The organism is Paraburkholderia sp. BR10141, assembly GCF_056155635.1.
Window position 1 is genome coordinate 169,259 of sequence record NZ_JBMIQH010000001.1, and the last position, 16,150, is coordinate 185,408.

Annotated in this window: 17 protein-coding genes; 9 read left to right on the forward strand and 8 right to left on the reverse strand. The window is 65.5% G+C overall.

What is annotated here, in order from left to right:
* Positions 1–132: 132 nt before the first annotated feature.
* Genes cyoD through cyoA form a run of 4 tightly spaced genes read right to left on the reverse strand, consistent with a single transcriptional unit; the run spans position 133 to position 3,973 of the window.
* Positions 133–453, reverse strand: a complete 321-nt coding sequence (gene cyoD, locus ACOJB8_RS00815) for a cytochrome o ubiquinol oxidase subunit IV (RefSeq protein ID WP_069261672.1) — start codon at positions 451–453, stop codon at positions 133–135.
* Positions 454–1,065: a cytochrome o ubiquinol oxidase subunit III gene (gene cyoC / locus ACOJB8_RS00820; RefSeq protein WP_475010557.1), complete on the reverse strand. Its 612-nt coding sequence runs from the start codon at positions 1,063–1,065 to the stop codon at positions 454–456. It lies immediately after the preceding gene.
* On the reverse strand, positions 1,065–3,074 hold the full coding sequence (gene cyoB, locus ACOJB8_RS00825) for a cytochrome o ubiquinol oxidase subunit I (RefSeq protein WP_475010559.1): 2,010 nt from the start codon (positions 3,072–3,074) through the stop codon (positions 1,065–1,067). Before cyoB ends, cyoC begins: the two co-directional genes overlap by 1 nt.
* 5 nt (positions 3,075–3,079) lie before the next feature.
* Positions 3,080–3,973 carry a ubiquinol oxidase subunit II gene (gene cyoA / locus ACOJB8_RS00830; protein WP_475010561.1) on the reverse strand — a complete coding sequence of 298 codons (894 nt, stop codon included), beginning with the start codon at positions 3,971–3,973 and terminating at the stop codon, positions 3,080–3,082.
* 644 nt (positions 3,974–4,617) lie between these two features.
* Here cyoA and ACOJB8_RS00835 point away from each other — a divergent pair.
* A complete protein-coding gene (locus tag ACOJB8_RS00835) occupies positions 4,618–5,442 on the forward strand; it encodes an IclR family transcriptional regulator (RefSeq protein ID WP_069261668.1) in 825 nt (274 codons plus the stop codon).
* Positions 5,443–5,500: 58 nt separating this feature from the next.
* Here the strand turns inward: ACOJB8_RS00835 and ACOJB8_RS00840 are convergent, their stop codons facing one another.
* The 4 genes from ACOJB8_RS00840 to phnF all read right to left on the reverse strand — a co-directional run bounded on the left by ACOJB8_RS00840 (position 5,501) and on the right by phnF (position 8,575).
* Positions 5,501–6,421 (reverse strand): LysR family transcriptional regulator, encoded by a 921-nt coding sequence (locus tag ACOJB8_RS00840; protein WP_342946770.1) that lies wholly within the window; start codon positions 6,419–6,421, stop codon positions 5,501–5,503.
* Positions 6,422–6,546: 125 nt separating this feature from the next.
* On the reverse strand, positions 6,547–7,098 hold the full coding sequence (phnN, locus tag ACOJB8_RS00845) for a phosphonate metabolism protein/1,5-bisphosphokinase (PRPP-forming) PhnN (protein WP_069261879.1): 552 nt from the start codon (positions 7,096–7,098) through the stop codon (positions 6,547–6,549).
* Positions 7,095–7,823 carry a DUF1045 domain-containing protein gene (locus ACOJB8_RS00850; protein WP_342946771.1) on the reverse strand — a complete coding sequence of 243 codons (729 nt, stop codon included), beginning with the start codon at positions 7,821–7,823 and terminating at the stop codon, positions 7,095–7,097. The genes phnN and ACOJB8_RS00850 overlap by 4 nt, the downstream gene beginning before the upstream one ends.
* On the reverse strand, positions 7,820–8,575 hold the full coding sequence (gene phnF, locus ACOJB8_RS00855; RefSeq protein ID WP_342946772.1) for a phosphonate metabolism transcriptional regulator PhnF: 756 nt from the start codon (positions 8,573–8,575) through the stop codon (positions 7,820–7,822). Before phnF ends, ACOJB8_RS00850 begins: the two co-directional genes overlap by 4 nt.
* A gap of 219 nt (positions 8,576–8,794) precedes the next feature.
* Here phnF and phnG point away from each other — a divergent pair, with 219 nt between their 5' ends.
* The 8 genes from phnG to ACOJB8_RS00895 all read left to right on the forward strand — a co-directional run bounded on the left by phnG (position 8,795) and on the right by ACOJB8_RS00895 (position 15,975).
* Positions 8,795–9,313 carry a phosphonate C-P lyase system protein PhnG gene (gene phnG, locus ACOJB8_RS00860; protein WP_342946773.1) on the forward strand — a complete coding sequence of 173 codons (519 nt, stop codon included), beginning with the start codon at positions 8,795–8,797 and terminating at the stop codon, positions 9,311–9,313.
* Complete coding sequence (phnH, locus tag ACOJB8_RS00865) at positions 9,310–9,951, forward strand: phosphonate C-P lyase system protein PhnH (protein ID WP_069261663.1); 642 nt, start codon at positions 9,310–9,312, stop codon at positions 9,949–9,951. The genes phnG and phnH overlap by 4 nt, the downstream gene beginning before the upstream one ends.
* Positions 9,951–11,075: a carbon-phosphorus lyase complex subunit gene (locus ACOJB8_RS00870; RefSeq protein WP_342946774.1), complete on the forward strand. Its 1,125-nt coding sequence runs from the start codon at positions 9,951–9,953 to the stop codon at positions 11,073–11,075. The genes phnH and ACOJB8_RS00870 overlap by 1 nt, the downstream gene beginning before the upstream one ends.
* On the forward strand, positions 11,072–12,001 hold the full coding sequence (locus ACOJB8_RS00875) for an alpha-D-ribose 1-methylphosphonate 5-phosphate C-P-lyase PhnJ (protein ID WP_324161765.1): 930 nt from the start codon (positions 11,072–11,074) through the stop codon (positions 11,999–12,001). Before ACOJB8_RS00870 ends, ACOJB8_RS00875 begins: the two co-directional genes overlap by 4 nt.
* Positions 11,998–12,768 carry a phosphonate C-P lyase system protein PhnK gene (phnK, locus tag ACOJB8_RS00880; RefSeq protein ID WP_475010569.1) on the forward strand — a complete coding sequence of 257 codons (771 nt, stop codon included), beginning with the start codon at positions 11,998–12,000 and terminating at the stop codon, positions 12,766–12,768. Before ACOJB8_RS00875 ends, phnK begins: the two co-directional genes overlap by 4 nt.
* A 10-nt stretch (positions 12,769–12,778) precedes the next feature.
* Positions 12,779–13,549 (forward strand): phosphonate C-P lyase system protein PhnL, encoded by a 771-nt coding sequence (gene phnL, locus ACOJB8_RS00885; RefSeq protein ID WP_176732806.1) that lies wholly within the window; start codon positions 12,779–12,781, stop codon positions 13,547–13,549.
* A 46-nt stretch (positions 13,550–13,595) separates the two neighbouring features.
* Positions 13,596–14,729: an alpha-D-ribose 1-methylphosphonate 5-triphosphate diphosphatase gene (locus ACOJB8_RS00890; RefSeq protein WP_475010571.1), complete on the forward strand. Its 1,134-nt coding sequence runs from the start codon at positions 13,596–13,598 to the stop codon at positions 14,727–14,729.
* A gap of 478 nt (positions 14,730–15,207) precedes the next feature.
* Positions 15,208–15,975 (forward strand): ABC transporter substrate-binding protein, encoded by a 768-nt coding sequence (locus ACOJB8_RS00895; RefSeq protein ID WP_069261657.1) that lies wholly within the window; start codon positions 15,208–15,210, stop codon positions 15,973–15,975.
* Positions 15,976–16,150: the final 175 nt, after the last annotated feature.

Here is a 16,150-nt window from a genome sequence, read left to right on the forward strand (position 1 = left end):
TAGGCGCGTCCTGGGACGAGTGTCAAGCACGCGGACCTGGCTACAAAAACGAAAAAGCCGCACAGGACGGTTGGCCCGTGCGGCTTTTGCGAGTTCAGGCGGGCGCGAGGCGCCAGCCAGTAGGGCGAACGCTTAACGCGACATCATGAGCGCGCCGACATTGTGCATGACCCAGATCGTGCCGAAGATCAGGAACGCGGCGGCCAGCACCGTGTACGCCAGCGACAGGACGTTCCAGCCCTGCCCCGGCGACGTGTTCAGATGCAGGAAGAACACGAGGTGCACGACCACCTGCACGAAGGCGAGCACCGCGATCACGATCAAGGCCGCGGAGGCATCGAGCGTGCCGTGCAGGACAACGCCGAATGCGCCCGCGGTAAGCAGCACCGAAAGAATGAAGCCCGCCACATAGCTGCCGAGGCTGCCGTGCGACTCTGCATGAGATTGAGCCATTTAGAGCACGCTCCCGAGATAGACAAAAGTAAACACGCAGATCCATACCACGTCGAGAAAGTGCCAGAAGAGGCTCAGGCACGTGAGGCGGCGGATTTCCTGCTCGCCCAACTCCCGTTCGCGAACCACCTGGATCATCATCACGAGCATCCACAGCAGGCCGAAGAACACGTGCAGGCCGTGCGTGGCGACCAGCGTGAAGAACGACGACAGGAACGCGCTGCGCTGCGGGCCGGCGCCTTCTGCGATCAGGTGCGAAAACTCGCGCAGTTCGAGCACGAGGAACGACGCACCCAGAATGAAGGTGACGGCGAGCCAGCCGAGCACCACGCCGTTCTTGCGCTGATGCGCGCCGAGCATCGCGAAACCGTACGTGATGCTCGAAAACAGCAGCACGGCCGTTTCGAGCGCCACGCCCTGAATATCGAACAGGTCCTTGCCCGTGGGGCCGCCCGCGAACTGCTGGCTCAACACGCCGAACGTGGCGAACAGCGCCGCGAACAGCAGGCAGTCGGTCATCAGGTAGACCCAGAAGCCGAATACCGAGTGCGACTGCGGGTGATCGTGGTGATCGAGTTCGGCAAGGGTTGCCGCATTGGTTTTCTGTAACATCAGACTGCCTCCTCGGCGACCAGGTCGCGCTTGGCCACGGCGGCGCCGGTGCCAAAGCGGCTTTCTTCGATCTCGCGGACCTTCGCGGCCGGAATGTAGTAACCGTCGTTGTTGCCGAAGCTCTTGAGGATGACCGTCAGCACGACGCCGACGAACCCGAGCACCGCAAGCCACGTGATGTGCCACACGGCCGCGAAACCCAGCACGAGGCTGAACATGCCGATGAAGAGGCCCGCCGACGTGTTCGACGGCATGTGGATGTCGCTGTATTTCGCGGCGAGGCCCGGAGCGCGGCCCGCTTCCTTCATGTGCGCGAAAGCGTCGATGTCGTCCACGTGCGGAATGACCGCGAAGTTATAGACCGCCGGCGGCGACGACGTTGCCCATTCGAGCGTGCGGCCGTCCCACGGATCGCCGGTCACGTCCTTGCATTCGGCCTTGTTGCGGTTCACGAAGGCCATGACCCAGAGCAGGACCTGGAACACGACGCCGACCGCGATGATCGCCGCGCCAATCGCGGCGACGACGAAGTACGGATGCCATTCGGGCACATCGTAGTGGTTGGTACGACGCGTTGCGCCCATGAAGCCGAGCACGTAGAGCGGCACGAAGGCCACGTAGAAGCCGACGAACCAGCACCAGAACGACGCCTTGCCGAGCTTTTCGCTGGGCTTCAGGCCGAACACCTTCGGGAACCAGTACTGCAGGCCCGCGAGGTAGCCGAACACCACGCCGCCGATAATCGCGTTGTGGAAGTGAGCGACCAGGAAGAGCGAGTTGTGGAGCACGAAGTCCGCGCCCGGAATCGCGAGCATCACGCCGGTCATGCCGGCGATCGAGAACGTCACCATGAAGCCGACGGTCCAGAGCACGGGTGCGGTGAAGTGCACACGGCCGCGATACATCGTGAAGAGCCAGTTGAAGATCTTCACGCCCGTGGGAATGGCGATGATCATCGTCGCGATACCGAAGAACGCGTTGACGTCGGCGCCCGCACCCATCGTGAAGAAGTGGTGCGCCCACACGAGGAACGCCAGCACCATGATCGCGCACGAGGCGTAGACCATCGTCTTGTAGCCGAACAGCGGCTTCTTGCAGAACGTGGCCATCACTTCCGAATAGATGCCGAACGCAGGCAGCACGAGGATGTATACCTCGGGGTGGCCCCACGCCCAGATCAAGTTCAGATACAGCATGGCGTTGCCGCCCAGCTCGTTCGTGAAGAAGTGCGTGCCGACGTAGCGGTCGAGGCCGAGCAGCGCCACCGCGATCGTGAGGATCGGGAACGTGGCCATGATGAGCACGTTCGAGCACAGCGCGGTCCACGTGAACACGGGCATCTTCATGAGCGTCATGCCGGGCGCGCGCATCTTGACGATCGTGACGAAGAAGTTCACGGCCGTGATCAGCGTGCCGACACCGGAAAGCTGCACTGCCCAGATGTAGTAGTCCACCCCCACGTCTGGACTGAACTGGAGCTCAGAGAGCGGCGGATACGCGAGCCAGCCCACCTTCGCGAACTCGCCGACCACGAGCGAAATGTTGACGAGGATCGCGCTGATCGCCGTCATCCAGAACGAGAGCGAGTTCAGGAACGGGAACGCCACGTCGCGCGCGCCGATCTGCAGGGGCACGACGAGGTTGAAGAAGCCGACCATGAGCGCCATCGCCATGAAGAAGATCATGATGACGCCGTGCGCCGTGAAGATCTGGTCGAAGTGATGCGGCGGGAGATAGCCGGGCGAGTCGAACGCCATGGCCTGCTGGATACGCATCATGACCGCGTCGGCGAAGCCGCGCACGAGCATGAGCACCGCCACGATCATGTACATCACGCCGATGCGTTTGTGGTCCACGCTCGTGAGCCACTCGGTCCAGATGTACTTCCACTTGCCGGTCACGGTGACGAGACCGAGCACGCCGACGACGATCAGCGCCATGAACGCCGCCGCGCCCATGATGATGGGCTGATCGAACGGGATCGCCTCTAATGTGAGTTTTCCGAACATGCTGCTTACCCCTTGGTCACGCAGGACGGGTCGAAATTCGTGACGTGCCCGTTGTTGTACTTCGCGATGATGTTATTGAAGAGCTTCGGGTCGACGGTCGAGAAGTACTGCACCGGCGCCTTCTCCCGCGGCTTCGCGACCGTTGCGTACTCGTCCATCGAAAGCTGGGTGGACGACGTCTTCACCTTCTGCACCCACGCGTCGAAGTCCTGCTGGCTCGTGGCGAGCGTGCGGAACTTCATGTCCGAGAAACCCTTGCCGCTGTAGTTGGACGAGAGACCGTCGAAATCGCCTGCTTCGTCGGCGATCAGGTGCAGACGCGTTTGCATGCCCGCCATCGCGTAAACCTGGGTGCCCAGTTGCGGGATGAAGAACGAGTTCATCACAGCGTCCGACGTGATGCGGAAGTTGACCGGCGTCCCCACCGGCACGGCGAGCTGGTTCACCGAAGCAATGCCGAGGTCGGGGTAGATGAAGAGCCACTTCCAGTCGAGCGCGACGACTTCGACGTTGATGGGCTTCACGCTCGACTCCAGCGGCTTGTACGGGTCGAGTTCGTGCGAGGTGCGCCACGTGAGGATGGCGAGGAACAGGATGATCGCGGCCGGAATGGCCCAGACCACCACTTCGATTGCCGTGGAGTGGGCCCACTTCGGTGCGTAGGTCGCGTTGCGGTTCGAGGCGCGGTAGCGCCACGCGAACAGGAGCGTCAGGATGATGACGGGCACCACGACCAGCAGCATGGCCCATGTGGCCGTGAGGATGAGCGACTTCTCGGCCGAGCCCACGCTGCCCTTCGGGTCCAGCACGGCAAAATTGCCGCTGCACCCCGCAAGAGAAACGAGCAGCCCGCTGCCGAGGGGGATTAACCACCTTTTAAAGGCTTTTCTGTCTTTCATGTTTGCCTGTTCTTCCGTTGTCCACCAAAACGCGTAACACCAACACATTTGCATCGCATATTCGCCACGCAAAATGCACCCGTATCGTATTCAGCGCGATTCTACGGAAACCCCAATCTCAAAATTTGATCTTTGCTAAGGATTGGCCAGCGGGACAAAGCACGCCCAGGCAAGCGCGACGGAAAGCCGCAAATATCTTTCCAATAGCTTTCATCTCGAAAACGCCCGCCACACAGTGGTTTCAGCGTGATTCCCCAGTGCGCGGGCAAGCGAGGATGGGCACCGGCGACACGCGCGGCGCGGTCGAAGAATCGTCAGAAAGTGTGCCGATTCATTCGAATTTCGACATGGCTCTTATCTCGTTTTAAGTTCATGAATTGCCGATATTCAGACATAAACAATCGACTCACGAATCAATCATTTTTCGACAAAATCCAATTGACCGAAATCAAATAACTGACGGCCAAATGATCTGATGTGCGCATTTGACGCATGTCACGCGACGCCGCACTATGGATGTTGACGCAGGCGCCATGCCCCGACAGTGAGCGGCCGCCCGACCTCGCCGCTTGTTGGCGAAACCGATCCCTTGGGTTATCTTGATAGGTTCTCCAAGCGCCGCAGCAAGACCGAACGCCACGCCCATGAATTCCGCTTCCAGTGCCTCGCCAGACCGCTCCGCCGACCAGCACGAGATTCCCGAAAAACCGGGCGACTCCTATGTGCAGTCGTTCGCGCGCGGGCTTTCGGTGATCCGCGCATTCAACGCGGAGCATCCCGAGCAGACCCTCACCGACGTCGCCGCCGCCACGGGCCTCACGCGCGCCGGGGCGCGCCGCATTCTGCTCACGCTGCAGACGCTCGGCTACGTCGAAGCCGAAGGGCGGCTCTTTCGCCTCACCCCGCGCATTCTCGATCTGGGCTTCGCGTACCTCACGTCGATGCCGTTCTGGAACCTCGCCGAGCCGGTGATGGAAGAGCTGTCGCAGGAAGTGCACGAGAGCTGCTCGGCGGCCGTGCTCGACCGCACCGAGATCGTCTATGTGCTGCGCGTGCCCACGCACAAGATCATGACGATCAACCTCTCGATCGGCAGCCGTCTGCCCGCGTACTGCACCTCCATGGGGCGCGTGCTGCTGGCCTCGCTCGACGAAGCCGCGCTCGACGAAACGCTCGGCTCCTCGCCGCTCTATGCGCATACGGGGCGCACGGTCACCGACGTCGGCGAACTCAAGAAGATCATCGCCCAGGTGCGCCAGCAGGGCTGGGCCATCGTCGATCAGGAACTGGAAGGCGGACTCATCTCGATCTCCGCGCCTATCCGCAACCGGCAGGGCCGCGTGATCGCCGCGATGAACATCAGCGGCAACGCGCAGCGCACGTCCGCCAGGCAAATGGTCAAGACCTTCCTCGATCCGCTTCAGCAAGCCGCGGCGCGTGTGTCCGGCATGGTTGCGCGGCGCACGTAAAAACAACGGTCGCAAGCGGGCGCGCCTGGGCAAGCCGCCCCGGCGCGCTCGAGCCGTTTCAGGCAACCTCGGCGAACACCTGCGCGAGCCAGTCGGCGAAAGCGCGCACGCGCAGCGACAACTGGCGGTTCTGCGGGTAAAGCACCGAGACCGGCAAGGGCGGCGGCGGATGCGCGGGCAGCACGACGCACAGCTCGCCGTTGGCGAGCAGGTCGCGCACGCGGTAGCGCGGCACCTGCACGATGCCGAGCCCCGCCAGCGCGCCCGCCGTATAGAGTTCCGCGCCGTTCACGGCCACCGGGCCCGGCAGCGTCACGCGGGCGATACCGTCGGCGGTCGTGAATTCGAGCGGAAGCGCGCGGCCCGTGGCCGGCGACACATAGTTCACGGCCCGATGGCCGGGCCGGCCATGATTGTCCGTGTGCGTGCCGGCGAGCGCCTCGATCGACTCCGGGTCGCCGTGCCGTTCCAGATACGCGGGGCTCGCGCAGGTCACCTGCTCGAGCAGCGCCACGCGCCGCGCGATCATCGAAGAGTCGGCCAGCTCGCCCGCGCGCAGCACGCAGTCCACGCCCTCGCGCACGAGATCGACGAAGTGATCGCCCGAGCCGATGAAGAGCTCGACGCGCGGATAGCGCGCGAGAAAGTCGGGCAGGCGCGGCATCACGAAATACTGCGTGAGCGTGCCCTGCATGTTCACCCGCAAACGCCCCTGCGGATCGGTGTCGCGAAACGCCTCCTCGGTTTCCTCGAGGTCGGCGAGCAGGCGCATGCAGCGCTGGTAGTAGGCATCGCCATCGAGCGTCGGCTTGACCTGGCGCGTGGTGCGTTCGAGCAGACGCACGCCGAGGCGCGCTTCGAGACGCTTGATCGAGTTGGTGACCGTCGCGCGCGGCAGGTTCAGGTCCTCGGCCGCCTGCGTGAAGCTGCGGCGGTCGACGATGCGCGTGAAAATTTGCATCTCCTGGAAACGGTCCAAGGGCATTCTCGTTGAGTTCTCGGGTCGCCTGCATCTTCTCACGGCAACCACGCCCAACCAAAAATCCCCACGCCCATTCGAGCCCTTAAGCGACTGTTAAGCGGCGCTCGAGGACGGCGCGGAGACTATCCGGCCGCCACCTGCAGCACGAGCTTGACGAACGCCCCGCCCGCCTCCTCCAGGTGCCCGGAGTTGTCGATGCGCGCGAACGCGGCGCCCGACGGCACCTCGAACGGCGCGCGCCGCGCAAGACGCAACGCGACCTGCTCGGGCGTTTCACGCGCCCGGGAAGCGAGGCGCGCGGCGAGTACGTGCTGCGCGGCCTCGATGTGCACGAGCGTCATGCGCGGGTAGCGCTCGAACGCCTCGCCCGCGTAGGCGCGCGAACCGTTCACCACGACGGTGCAGCCGAGCGCCATCCATTGGTCGATCTCCACGCCCACGCCGTAGCGCAGCGCGTGGCTGCGCCATTGCAACGCGAAGAGGCCGCGCTGCGAGCGCGCCTCGAATTCGGCCTCGGTGAGCGCGATGTGGTTCTCGCCGCCGCTGTCTTCGCGCGTGATGTAGCGATGCGCGAAGACGACGTCTTCACCGGAGAGGCGCTCGCGCGCGTAACGCAGCAACGTGTCCTTGCCCGCACCCGAAGGCCCCATCACGTAGATCAGGCCGCCCTTCATGCGCGGGCCCCCGCGAACGGCAAGCGGCGCCACAGCGCGAAAGGCGCGCCCGGCTCGGGCTCGACGAAGAGCGCCGCGCCCTCCACCGGCAGCGGGTTGGCACCCTGCATCTGCGTGTTCCAGGCATCGACGAGTTGCGCGCACGTTTGCGCGTCGTTCAGCGAATCGGATAGCGTCATGTGAAAGCGGAATTCTTCGAACACGTACGGATAGCCCCACGCTTCGACGTAAGCGCGCTGACGCTGCGTGAGCGGCGCGTCGAGGCGCTTCGCGAGTTCGGCGGGCGTTTGCGGGGCGCGCAGCGAACCGAGCGCGCGCAGTGCGTCGGCAGCCAGTTCGCGCAGGGCGGTTTCGCCGGCATCGTCGGCGGGGCGCAGCGCCACGAAGCGGCCGAGCAGCGCCGCCTCGACATTGGCGTCGAAGCGCGCCTGCCCTTGCGCCCACTGCTGCGCGGCGGCGAGGAGCGCAGCGGGCGTCACACCCGGCGCGAGACGGAACGGCGGCACGAGGGTGCCGTGCCAGCCATAGCGACGTGGCGCGACCGTGAGCGTTTCCAGCGGCTGCGGCAGGCCTGCGAGCCACGGCGGCGGCGCGAGCGTGTCGCCCGTCTCCGGATCGCGGCCAAGCCACGCGCAGCCCGCCTGCCACCACGCCGACTCGCGCGGCGGCGCATAGTAAAGCGCGAAGCGCGCGGCTTCGCTCCAGTCTTCGTGCAGCACGCTCATATGTCGTGCTCCACCATCAACTGCACGCGGTCGGCGGCGAAGTGCGTGATACCGTACTTGATCGGCACACCATCAAGGTCGACGTCGACGTTTTCCACCCACAGCACCGGCTGCTGCCGGTTGATGTTCAGGCGCCGCGCCACCTCGGCCTCGGGCAGCACGCTGCCGATACGGCTCCACTTGCGCAGATAGTCGGCCACGCCGTATTCGGCCAGGGCCTTCGAGGTGCTGTCGACGCGCTCCATGACCACGGGCAGATCGGCGAAGCGCGCGGCGGGATACCAGCTGCGCGCGTAAGTGAGCGGCACGCCGTCCGACTCGTGCAGCGTTTCGAGCCGGTAGACGAGCGCGCCCGCGCGCAGCCCCAGGGCCTTGGCGACCGTGGGGTCCGCCTTGCCACGCGACGACGACAGCAGCTTGCCCGCCGCCGAATGCTGATGGCGCTTCAGGTTCTCGGTAAAGCGCGTGCGCTTGCCGATGGTGTAGTCGATCGCGCCGGGCTGCACGAAAGTGCCGCGCCCCTGTTCCACGCTTACGAGCCCCAGCGCCGCAAGGCCCAGCATCGCGCGCCGCACCGTGTGGCGGTTCACGTCGAAGCGGCGCGCAAGCTCGCCTTCGCTAGGCAGCCGGCCGTCTTCGCCGAAACCCTTCGCGGCGATCTCGGCCGCGAGGATCTGCTCGATCTGCCGCCACACCGCCACACCCGCGCCGCGCTCAAGCAGGCTGGACGGCGCCTCGTCGTTCGATGTCATGGTGCTGTCATTCCTCTCGGTTCCAATAGCGTTTTGTGCATTGTAGTGCGCAGGGCGTGATGGAAATATGAAAACCTTCATTGCGTCCGCACTGGACGACTGTACCACTAAACGTCTAGACGTTTAGACGAATAGATGGTTCAATCGAGGTCCAGACAAGGCTGTTCGAAAGGCGCAGTTGCCATGTCCGTTCCCCCCGTTCACGACACAGGAACTCCGATGAACGCTTCCTCCACCCCATCCTCCGCGTCGGCGACCCGCCGCGCATGGATGGCCGTTCTCGCGCATACCCCGCGCGCCGAGCTTGAAGCGGCGCTGAGCGCCGCGCTCGCCGGTGCGCCCGAGCCCGCTTTCGACTGGCTGCGTCCGCCACAAACCGGACTGGCCATGGTACGTGGGCGCATTGGCGGCACCGGCGACGCCTTCAATCTGGGCGAAGCCACCGTCACGCGCGCCACGCTGCGCCTGCGTGCCTCGGGCATTGAGCGCACCGCAGGCGGCGATGCCGGCCAGTCCGGCCCGGTCGGCGTGGCCTGCCATCTGGGCCGCGACAAGCGCCGCGCCGAGCTGGCGGCCCTCGCCGACGCGCTGCTGCAACTCCCCGCGCGCCACGACCAGTTGCACGCCCGGTTGATCGAGCCGCTCGCCGCGCGTCTCGCCGCACAACGCGACGCGCGCCGCGCCGACGCCGCCAGCACGCGGGTCGAGTTCTTCACGATGGTTCGAGGTGACGCATGAGCGACCAACGCAATGCCATGACGCCCGATCTGCTCGCGGCGCTCGCGCCCGGCTTCGGCGATCCGGTTCACGACACGCAGACGGTGTTCCGCACGCTGCTCGACGCGCTCGCGCGACCCGGCACGATCGGCGTGATCGAAACGCCGCTGCCGGCGCCCACGGCGGCGGATGCGTCCCCCGCGCGCGCCGGCCTCGCTGCCTTCGCCTCGCTGCTCGCACTCGCAGACTACGCCACGCCGGTGTGGCTCGCCCAGCCCGACGCCGCACTCGCGGCCGCGCTGCGCTTTCATGCAGGCGCGCCGCTTGCACAGCAGGCGCGCGAAGCCGCGTTCGCCTATGTGCACGACGCCGCCGCCCTGCCGCCGCTCGACGACTTCGCGAGCGGCACGCCCGAGTCGCCGGAGCAGTCGGCCACGGTGTTCGCGCGTGTCGATTCCCTCACCGGCGGCGCACCGCTCACGCTGCGCGGCCCCGGCATCGAAACGACCTGCAGCATCGCGCCCGTCGGTCTGCCAGAGCGCTTCTGGCGAGAACGCGCCGCCCTCGCGCCGCACTTCCCGTGCGGCATCGACTTCTATCTCGTGTGCGGCGACCGCCTGATGGGCCTGCCGCGCACCACTCTCGTGGAGATGCACTGATGTACGTCGCCGTCAAAGGAGGAGAGCGCGCGATCGAAGCGTCGTGGCGTCTGCTCGACGAGGCTCGCCGCGGCGATACGCGCGTGCCCGAGCTGAGCGTCGCGCAGATCCGCGAACAGATGCGTCTGGCCGTGGCGCGTGTGATGGCCGAAGGTTCGGTCTACGACGAAGAACTTGCCGCGCTCGCCATCAAGCAGGCCGCTGGCGATCTCGTCGAAGCAATCTTTTTGCTGCGCGCCTATCGCACCACGCTGCCGCGTTTTGGTTACACACAACCGGTCGAAACGGAAAACATGGTGGTGGAGCGCCGCATTTCCGCGACCTTCAAGGACGTGCCCGGCGGCCAGGTGCTTGGCGCGACCTACGATTACACGCAGCGCCTGCTCGACTTCGCGCTGCTGGCCGAAGGCGACGATGCCGCGAGCGCCACGCCTCGCGCGCCGCGAGCCACCCCGCCCGAAGAAGCGATGCCGCGCGTGGTCTCCCTGCTCGACAAGGAAGGCCTGATCGAGCAGGAAACGCGCTCGACGCAAGCACGCGAGCCCGGCGACCTCTCGCGTGAGCCGCTTGCGTTCCCTGCCGATCGCACCGTGCGCCTGCAAAATCTCGCACGCGGCGACGAAGGCTTCCTGCTCGCGATGGGCTATGCCACGCAGCGCGGTTACGCACATTCGCACCCGTTTGCGGGCGAGATCCGCTTTGGTTCGGTCTGCGTAGAAATGATGCTGGACGAACTCGATGAAGCCGTGGAAATCGGCGAGATCGACTTGACCGAGTGCCAGATGATCAACCAGTTCGCGGGCGCGAAAGACGTGCCGCCGCAATTCACGCAAGGCTACGGTCTCGCGTTCGGCCACGCGGAACGTAAGGCCATGGCGATGGCGCTGGTGGATCGTGCACTGCGCGCCGAGGAGCTGGGCGAGACGATCGCCTCGCCGACTCAGGACATCGAATTCATGCTCTCGCACAGCGATAACGTGGAAGCCTCGGGCTTCGTTCAACACCTGAAGCTGCCGCACTACGTGGACTTCCAGGCTGAGCTGGAGCTCGTGCGCAAGCTGCGCGCGCAGCACGAAAGCGACAGCGACGCGAATGCCGACGCGCACAACAAGGAGGCTGCATGAACGCGCCCGATACCTTGCAATCCACCGCAGCCGAAGTCGCCTCGCACGAAACTCAGGCCGTCTCGGGTTACAACTTCGCGTACCTCGACGAACAGACCAAGCGGATGCTGCGCCGCGCCCTCCTCAAGGCCGTGGCCGTGCCGGGCTACCAGGTGCCGTTCGCCTCGCGCGAAATGCCGCTGCCGTATGGCTGGGGCACGGGCGGCATCCAGGTGACGGCGGCGATCATCGGCGCGAAGGACACGCTCAAGGTGATCGACCAGGGCTCGGACGACACCACGAACGCCGTGAACATCCGTCGCTTTTTCGCGCGCACCACGGGGGTGGCCACCACGCGCCGCACGAGCGAGGCGTCGATCGTGCAGACGCGGCACCGAATTCCAGAAACGCCGCTCACGGACAAGCAGATTCTCGTGTATCAGGTGCCGATGCCCGAGCCGCTGTTCCGGCTCGAGCCGCGCGTGGCCGAATGCAAGAAGCTCCATGCACTGGCCGACTATGGCCTGATCAGCGTGAAGCTTTATGAGGACATCGTGCAGCACGGCAGCATCGCCACGACGTACGACTACCCGGTGACCGTGAACGGCCGTTATCTGACGTCGCCCTCGCCGATTCCGAAGTTCGACAACCCCAAGCTGCATATGAACGCCGCGCTGCAGTTGTTCGGCGCGGGTCGCGAGCGCCGCATCTACGCGATTCCGCCGTACACGCCGGTGAAGAGCCTCGACTTCGACGACCACCCGTTCGAAGTGCAGCGCTGGGAGCATGCGTGCGCCCTGTGCGGCTCGCGCGAGAGTTTCCTCGACGAGATGATTGTCGACGACGCAGGCAAACGCATGTTCGTCTGCTCGGACAGCGACTACTGCCACGACCGCCGCGAGCAGATCGATGCGCACGCAACGAATGAAGCAGGAGAGAAAGCATGACGCCGCTGTTAAGCGCAAGATCGCTCACGAAGCAGTACGGCGGCCGCAACGGCTGCCGCGACGTGAGCTTCGACCTGTATCCCGGCGAGGTGTTGTGCATCGTCGGCGAATCGGGCTCGGGCAAGACCACGCTGCTCAACACGCTCGCACTGCGCACCGAATCCGACTCGGGCGCGCTGCACTACACGAGCGCGAACGGCGAAACGCTCGACCTGCGCACGCTTTCCGAGCCGCGCCGGCGCCTGCTTGCGCGCACCGAATGGGGCTTCGTGCAGCAGAATCCGCGTGACGGGCTGCGTGCGGGCGTCTCGGCCGGGGCCAATATCGGCGAGCCGCTGATGGCCGTCGGCGCACGTCACTACGGGCAAATCCGCAGCACGGCGCAGCAGTGGATGCAGCGCGTGGAGCTGGACGCGCAGCGCATCGACGAATTGCCGTCGGCGTTTTCGGGCGGCATGCAGCAGCGCCTGCAAATCGCGCGCAATCTCGTCACGGGGCCACGCCTCGTCTTCATGGACGAGCCCACAGCGGGTCTCGACGTGTCCGTGCAGGCGCGCCTGCTCGACCTCCTGCGCACGCTCACGACCAACCTGCATCTTTCGGTGTTGATCGTCACGCACGACATCGGCGTGGCGCGGCTGCTCGCGCACCGCTTGATGGTGATGCAAGGCGGCACGGTGGTCGAATCGGGCCTGACCGACCAGGTGCTGGACGACCCGCAACATCCCTATACGCAGACGCTGGTGGCATCCGTGCTGCCGGTCTAGGATGAAAGACATGACTCTGAACTCATCACCGGGCACGCGCGCGTTCCTCGAAAGACCGGCGCTCATGCTGCGCGCCGAAGACGTGCGCAAGACTTTCACGCTGCACGGCCAGGGCGGCATCGGCATCGAGGCGCTCGCGGGCGTGTCGCTCGACGTGGAGCGCGGCGAATGCATCGTGCTGGTCGGGCCCTCGGGCGCGGGCAAGAGCACCTTCCTGCGCTGCCTGTACGGCAACTACCTCGCCAGCGGCGGCTCGATTGCGATCCGCGACGAGGGCGCGCCGCTCGAGCATCTCGAGATCACGGGCGCAGCGCCCCACGACATCCTGCGCCTGCGCCGCAACGTCGTGGGCTACGTGAGCCAGTTTCTGCGCGTGATTCCGCGCGTGAGCGCGCTCGACATCGTGGCCGCGCCGCTCGTTTCGCGCGGCGTGGAGGAAGACGAAGCACGCGAGCGCGCGCAAACGCTGCTGGCACGTCTGAACGTGCCGCAGCGCCTCTGGCCGCTCGCGCCCGCCACGTTTTCGGGCGGCGAGCAGCAGCGCGTGAACATCGCCCGGGGCCTGATCGCGCAGCACCGCGTGCTGTTGCTGGACGAACCCACGGCCTCGCTCGACGCGGAAAACCGCGAAGTCGTCGCGAGCCTGATTGGCGAAGCGCGCGAGCGCGGCGCGGCGATTGTCGGCGTATTCCACGACGAGGACACGCGCCAGCGCGTCGCCACCCGCGTACTCGAACTCAGCGCGCCGCGCGCGCAAGCGCCGCTCAGCGCCGCAGCCTGAAACCCGCCTGAACGGCGCAAACCGATATCTGATACGGAGCCTGACGATGTTGATCAAGAACGCTCGCATCGTGACGCGAGACGAAGTTTTCACCGGCACGCTAAGCGTGGCAGACGGCAAGATCCGCGACATCTCGCGCGGCTCGACCGCCGCGCCCGAAGCCGAAGACTGGGAGGGCGACTTCCTGCTGCCCGGTCTCGTCGAACTGCACACCGACAACCTGGAAAAGCACCTCGCGCCGCGCCCCGGCGTGCACTGGAACACCGACGCCGCGTTCGTGATTCACGACGCGCAGATCGCCGCCGCCGGCATCACCACGGTATTCGACGCGCTGGCCATCGGCACGCGCCTGGCCGTGGGCGTGCGCGGCCGCGACGTGCAGCTCGCTAGCGCCCATGCGCTCAAGCGTTTTTCCGAGCGCAACCTGCTGCGCGCCGAGCACTTCCTGCACTTGCGCTGCGAAATCGCCACCGAAGACGTGATCGAGCTGTTCGACATGCTGAGCGACCACCCGCTGCTGCGCCTCGCCTCGGTAATGGACCACACGCCGGGCCAGCGCCAGTGGCACGACCGCGAGCAATGGCGCAAATTTCAGGAGCGCCACGGCAAGTGGACCGACGAGCAGACCAACACGATGCTCACCGAAATGGCCACGGAGCAGGAACGCTACGCCGACGCGCACCGCCTCGAAATCGTGCAGCGTTGCCGCACGCGCAACATCCCGCTCGCGAGCCACGACGACACGCTCGTGGAGCACGTCGAGCAGGCCGCGGCCGAAGGCATCGTGCTCGCCGAATTCCCGACCACGCGCGTGGCCGCCGAGGAAGCGAAAAAGCGCGGCATTGCGACGATCATGGGTGCGCCGAACGTGGTGCGCGGGGGCTCGCACTCGGGCAACGTCTCGGCGCTGGAGCTGGCCCAGGCCGGTTTGCTCGACATCCTCTCGTCCGACTACGTGCCGTCGAGCCTCCTGACCGCCGCATTCGACCTCGTGACCAAGGCCGACTGGACGCTGCCGCGCGCGCTCGCTACGGTCTCGTGGGAACCCGCCAGCAAGTCGGGCCTGCACGATCGCGGCGCGATCGAGCCGGGCCTGCGCGCCGACTTCGTGCGGGTGACGATGCTCGATTCGCTGCCCGTGCCGCGCGCGACGTGGCGCGCGGGCGTGCGCGTGGTCTGACGTCATCCACGCGGTGCAGCCGATGTGTCTGCTGCACCGCGACAAAAAACGGTGCGCTGTCTGGCCCTATTCGGGCCGAAAACCAACGGCGCGCCGTCGAATCGATTTCAATTTCCATTCAGACTGCTGACGATGCCGCGACCGCGCGGCATCGCATTCTTCCGACTGTTGCGGCAGAGCATCGCGCAGCCCCTCCCAAGCCCCCGCATTGGCCTGTCCCCATTGGCCTGTTCGCCTTGCCCGACAAGGCTTTGCGTTAAATCGTACAAGCGCACGGGCGTACACTTACCGGCACCCTTTCCCGCTATCCGGTATTACACTAGCGACGCAGCAATTTTGACCTGGTAAGCTTGCGCGCGCTTCGCTGGCCGCAGGCTGGCAGGTCCAACAATAATCCGGCGCGAGCCGCGCCGGGAAATGCGCCATGGCGGCACAACCGCACGCGGCGCGCCCTGAACCATCTCGAGGAGTACCCATAGTGAAGAAACTGCTTGCCACCCTCACGGTTGCCGTGCTCGCCGTCTCGGCCGGCGTCGCCCATGCGAAGGACTGGTCCACCGTGCGTTTCGGCGTTGACGCCAGCTACGCACCGTTCGAATCCAAAGCACCCGATGGCAAGCTGGTCGGCTTCGACATCGACCTCGGCAACGAAATCTGCAAGCGCCTGAACGCCAAGTGCGTGTGGGTCGAGCAAGATTTCGACGGCATGATCCCGGGCCTGAAGGCCAAGAAGTTCGACGGCGTGCTCTCGTCGATGACGATCACCCCGCAGCGCGAGCAGCAGATCGCCTTCTCGGCGAAGCTGTTCAACACGCCGACGCGTCTCGTCGCGAAGAAGGGCTCGAGCCTCGCCCCGACGGCCGACTCGCTCAAGGGCAAGTCGGTTGGCGTCGAGCAAGGCACGATCCAGGAAACCTACGCGAAGGAAAACTGGGCACCGAAGGGCGTGAACGTCGTTCCTTACCAGAACCAGGACCAGGTCTACGCCGACCTGATCTCTGGCCGTCTGGACGCCGCGCTGCAGGATGAAGTGCAAGCGGATCTGGGCTTCCTGAAGACGCCGCGCGGCGCTGGCTTCCAGTTCGCCGGCAAGGAAATCCCGACGGGCGCTGCCGCCATCGGCCTGCGCAAGGAAGACGCCGACCTGAAGGGCAAGATCGACAAGGCCATCGCCGACATGATCAAGGACGGTACCTATAAAAAGATCGAATCCAGGTACTTCGACTTCGACGTGTACGGCGGCTAAGCACCGCATCGCGCCGGCGCTGCATCACGGCGCACGAAGCCCGGGCCTTGTGTCCGGGCTTTTTCATTTCCGGATTTTTATTTCGGATTCCGTATTTTCAGACGATGCCGCAGGCGCGTGAGCGCGCGCCGGTTCCGGCGGCGCGTCGAATCGGCTAAGATCGGTATACGGCCCC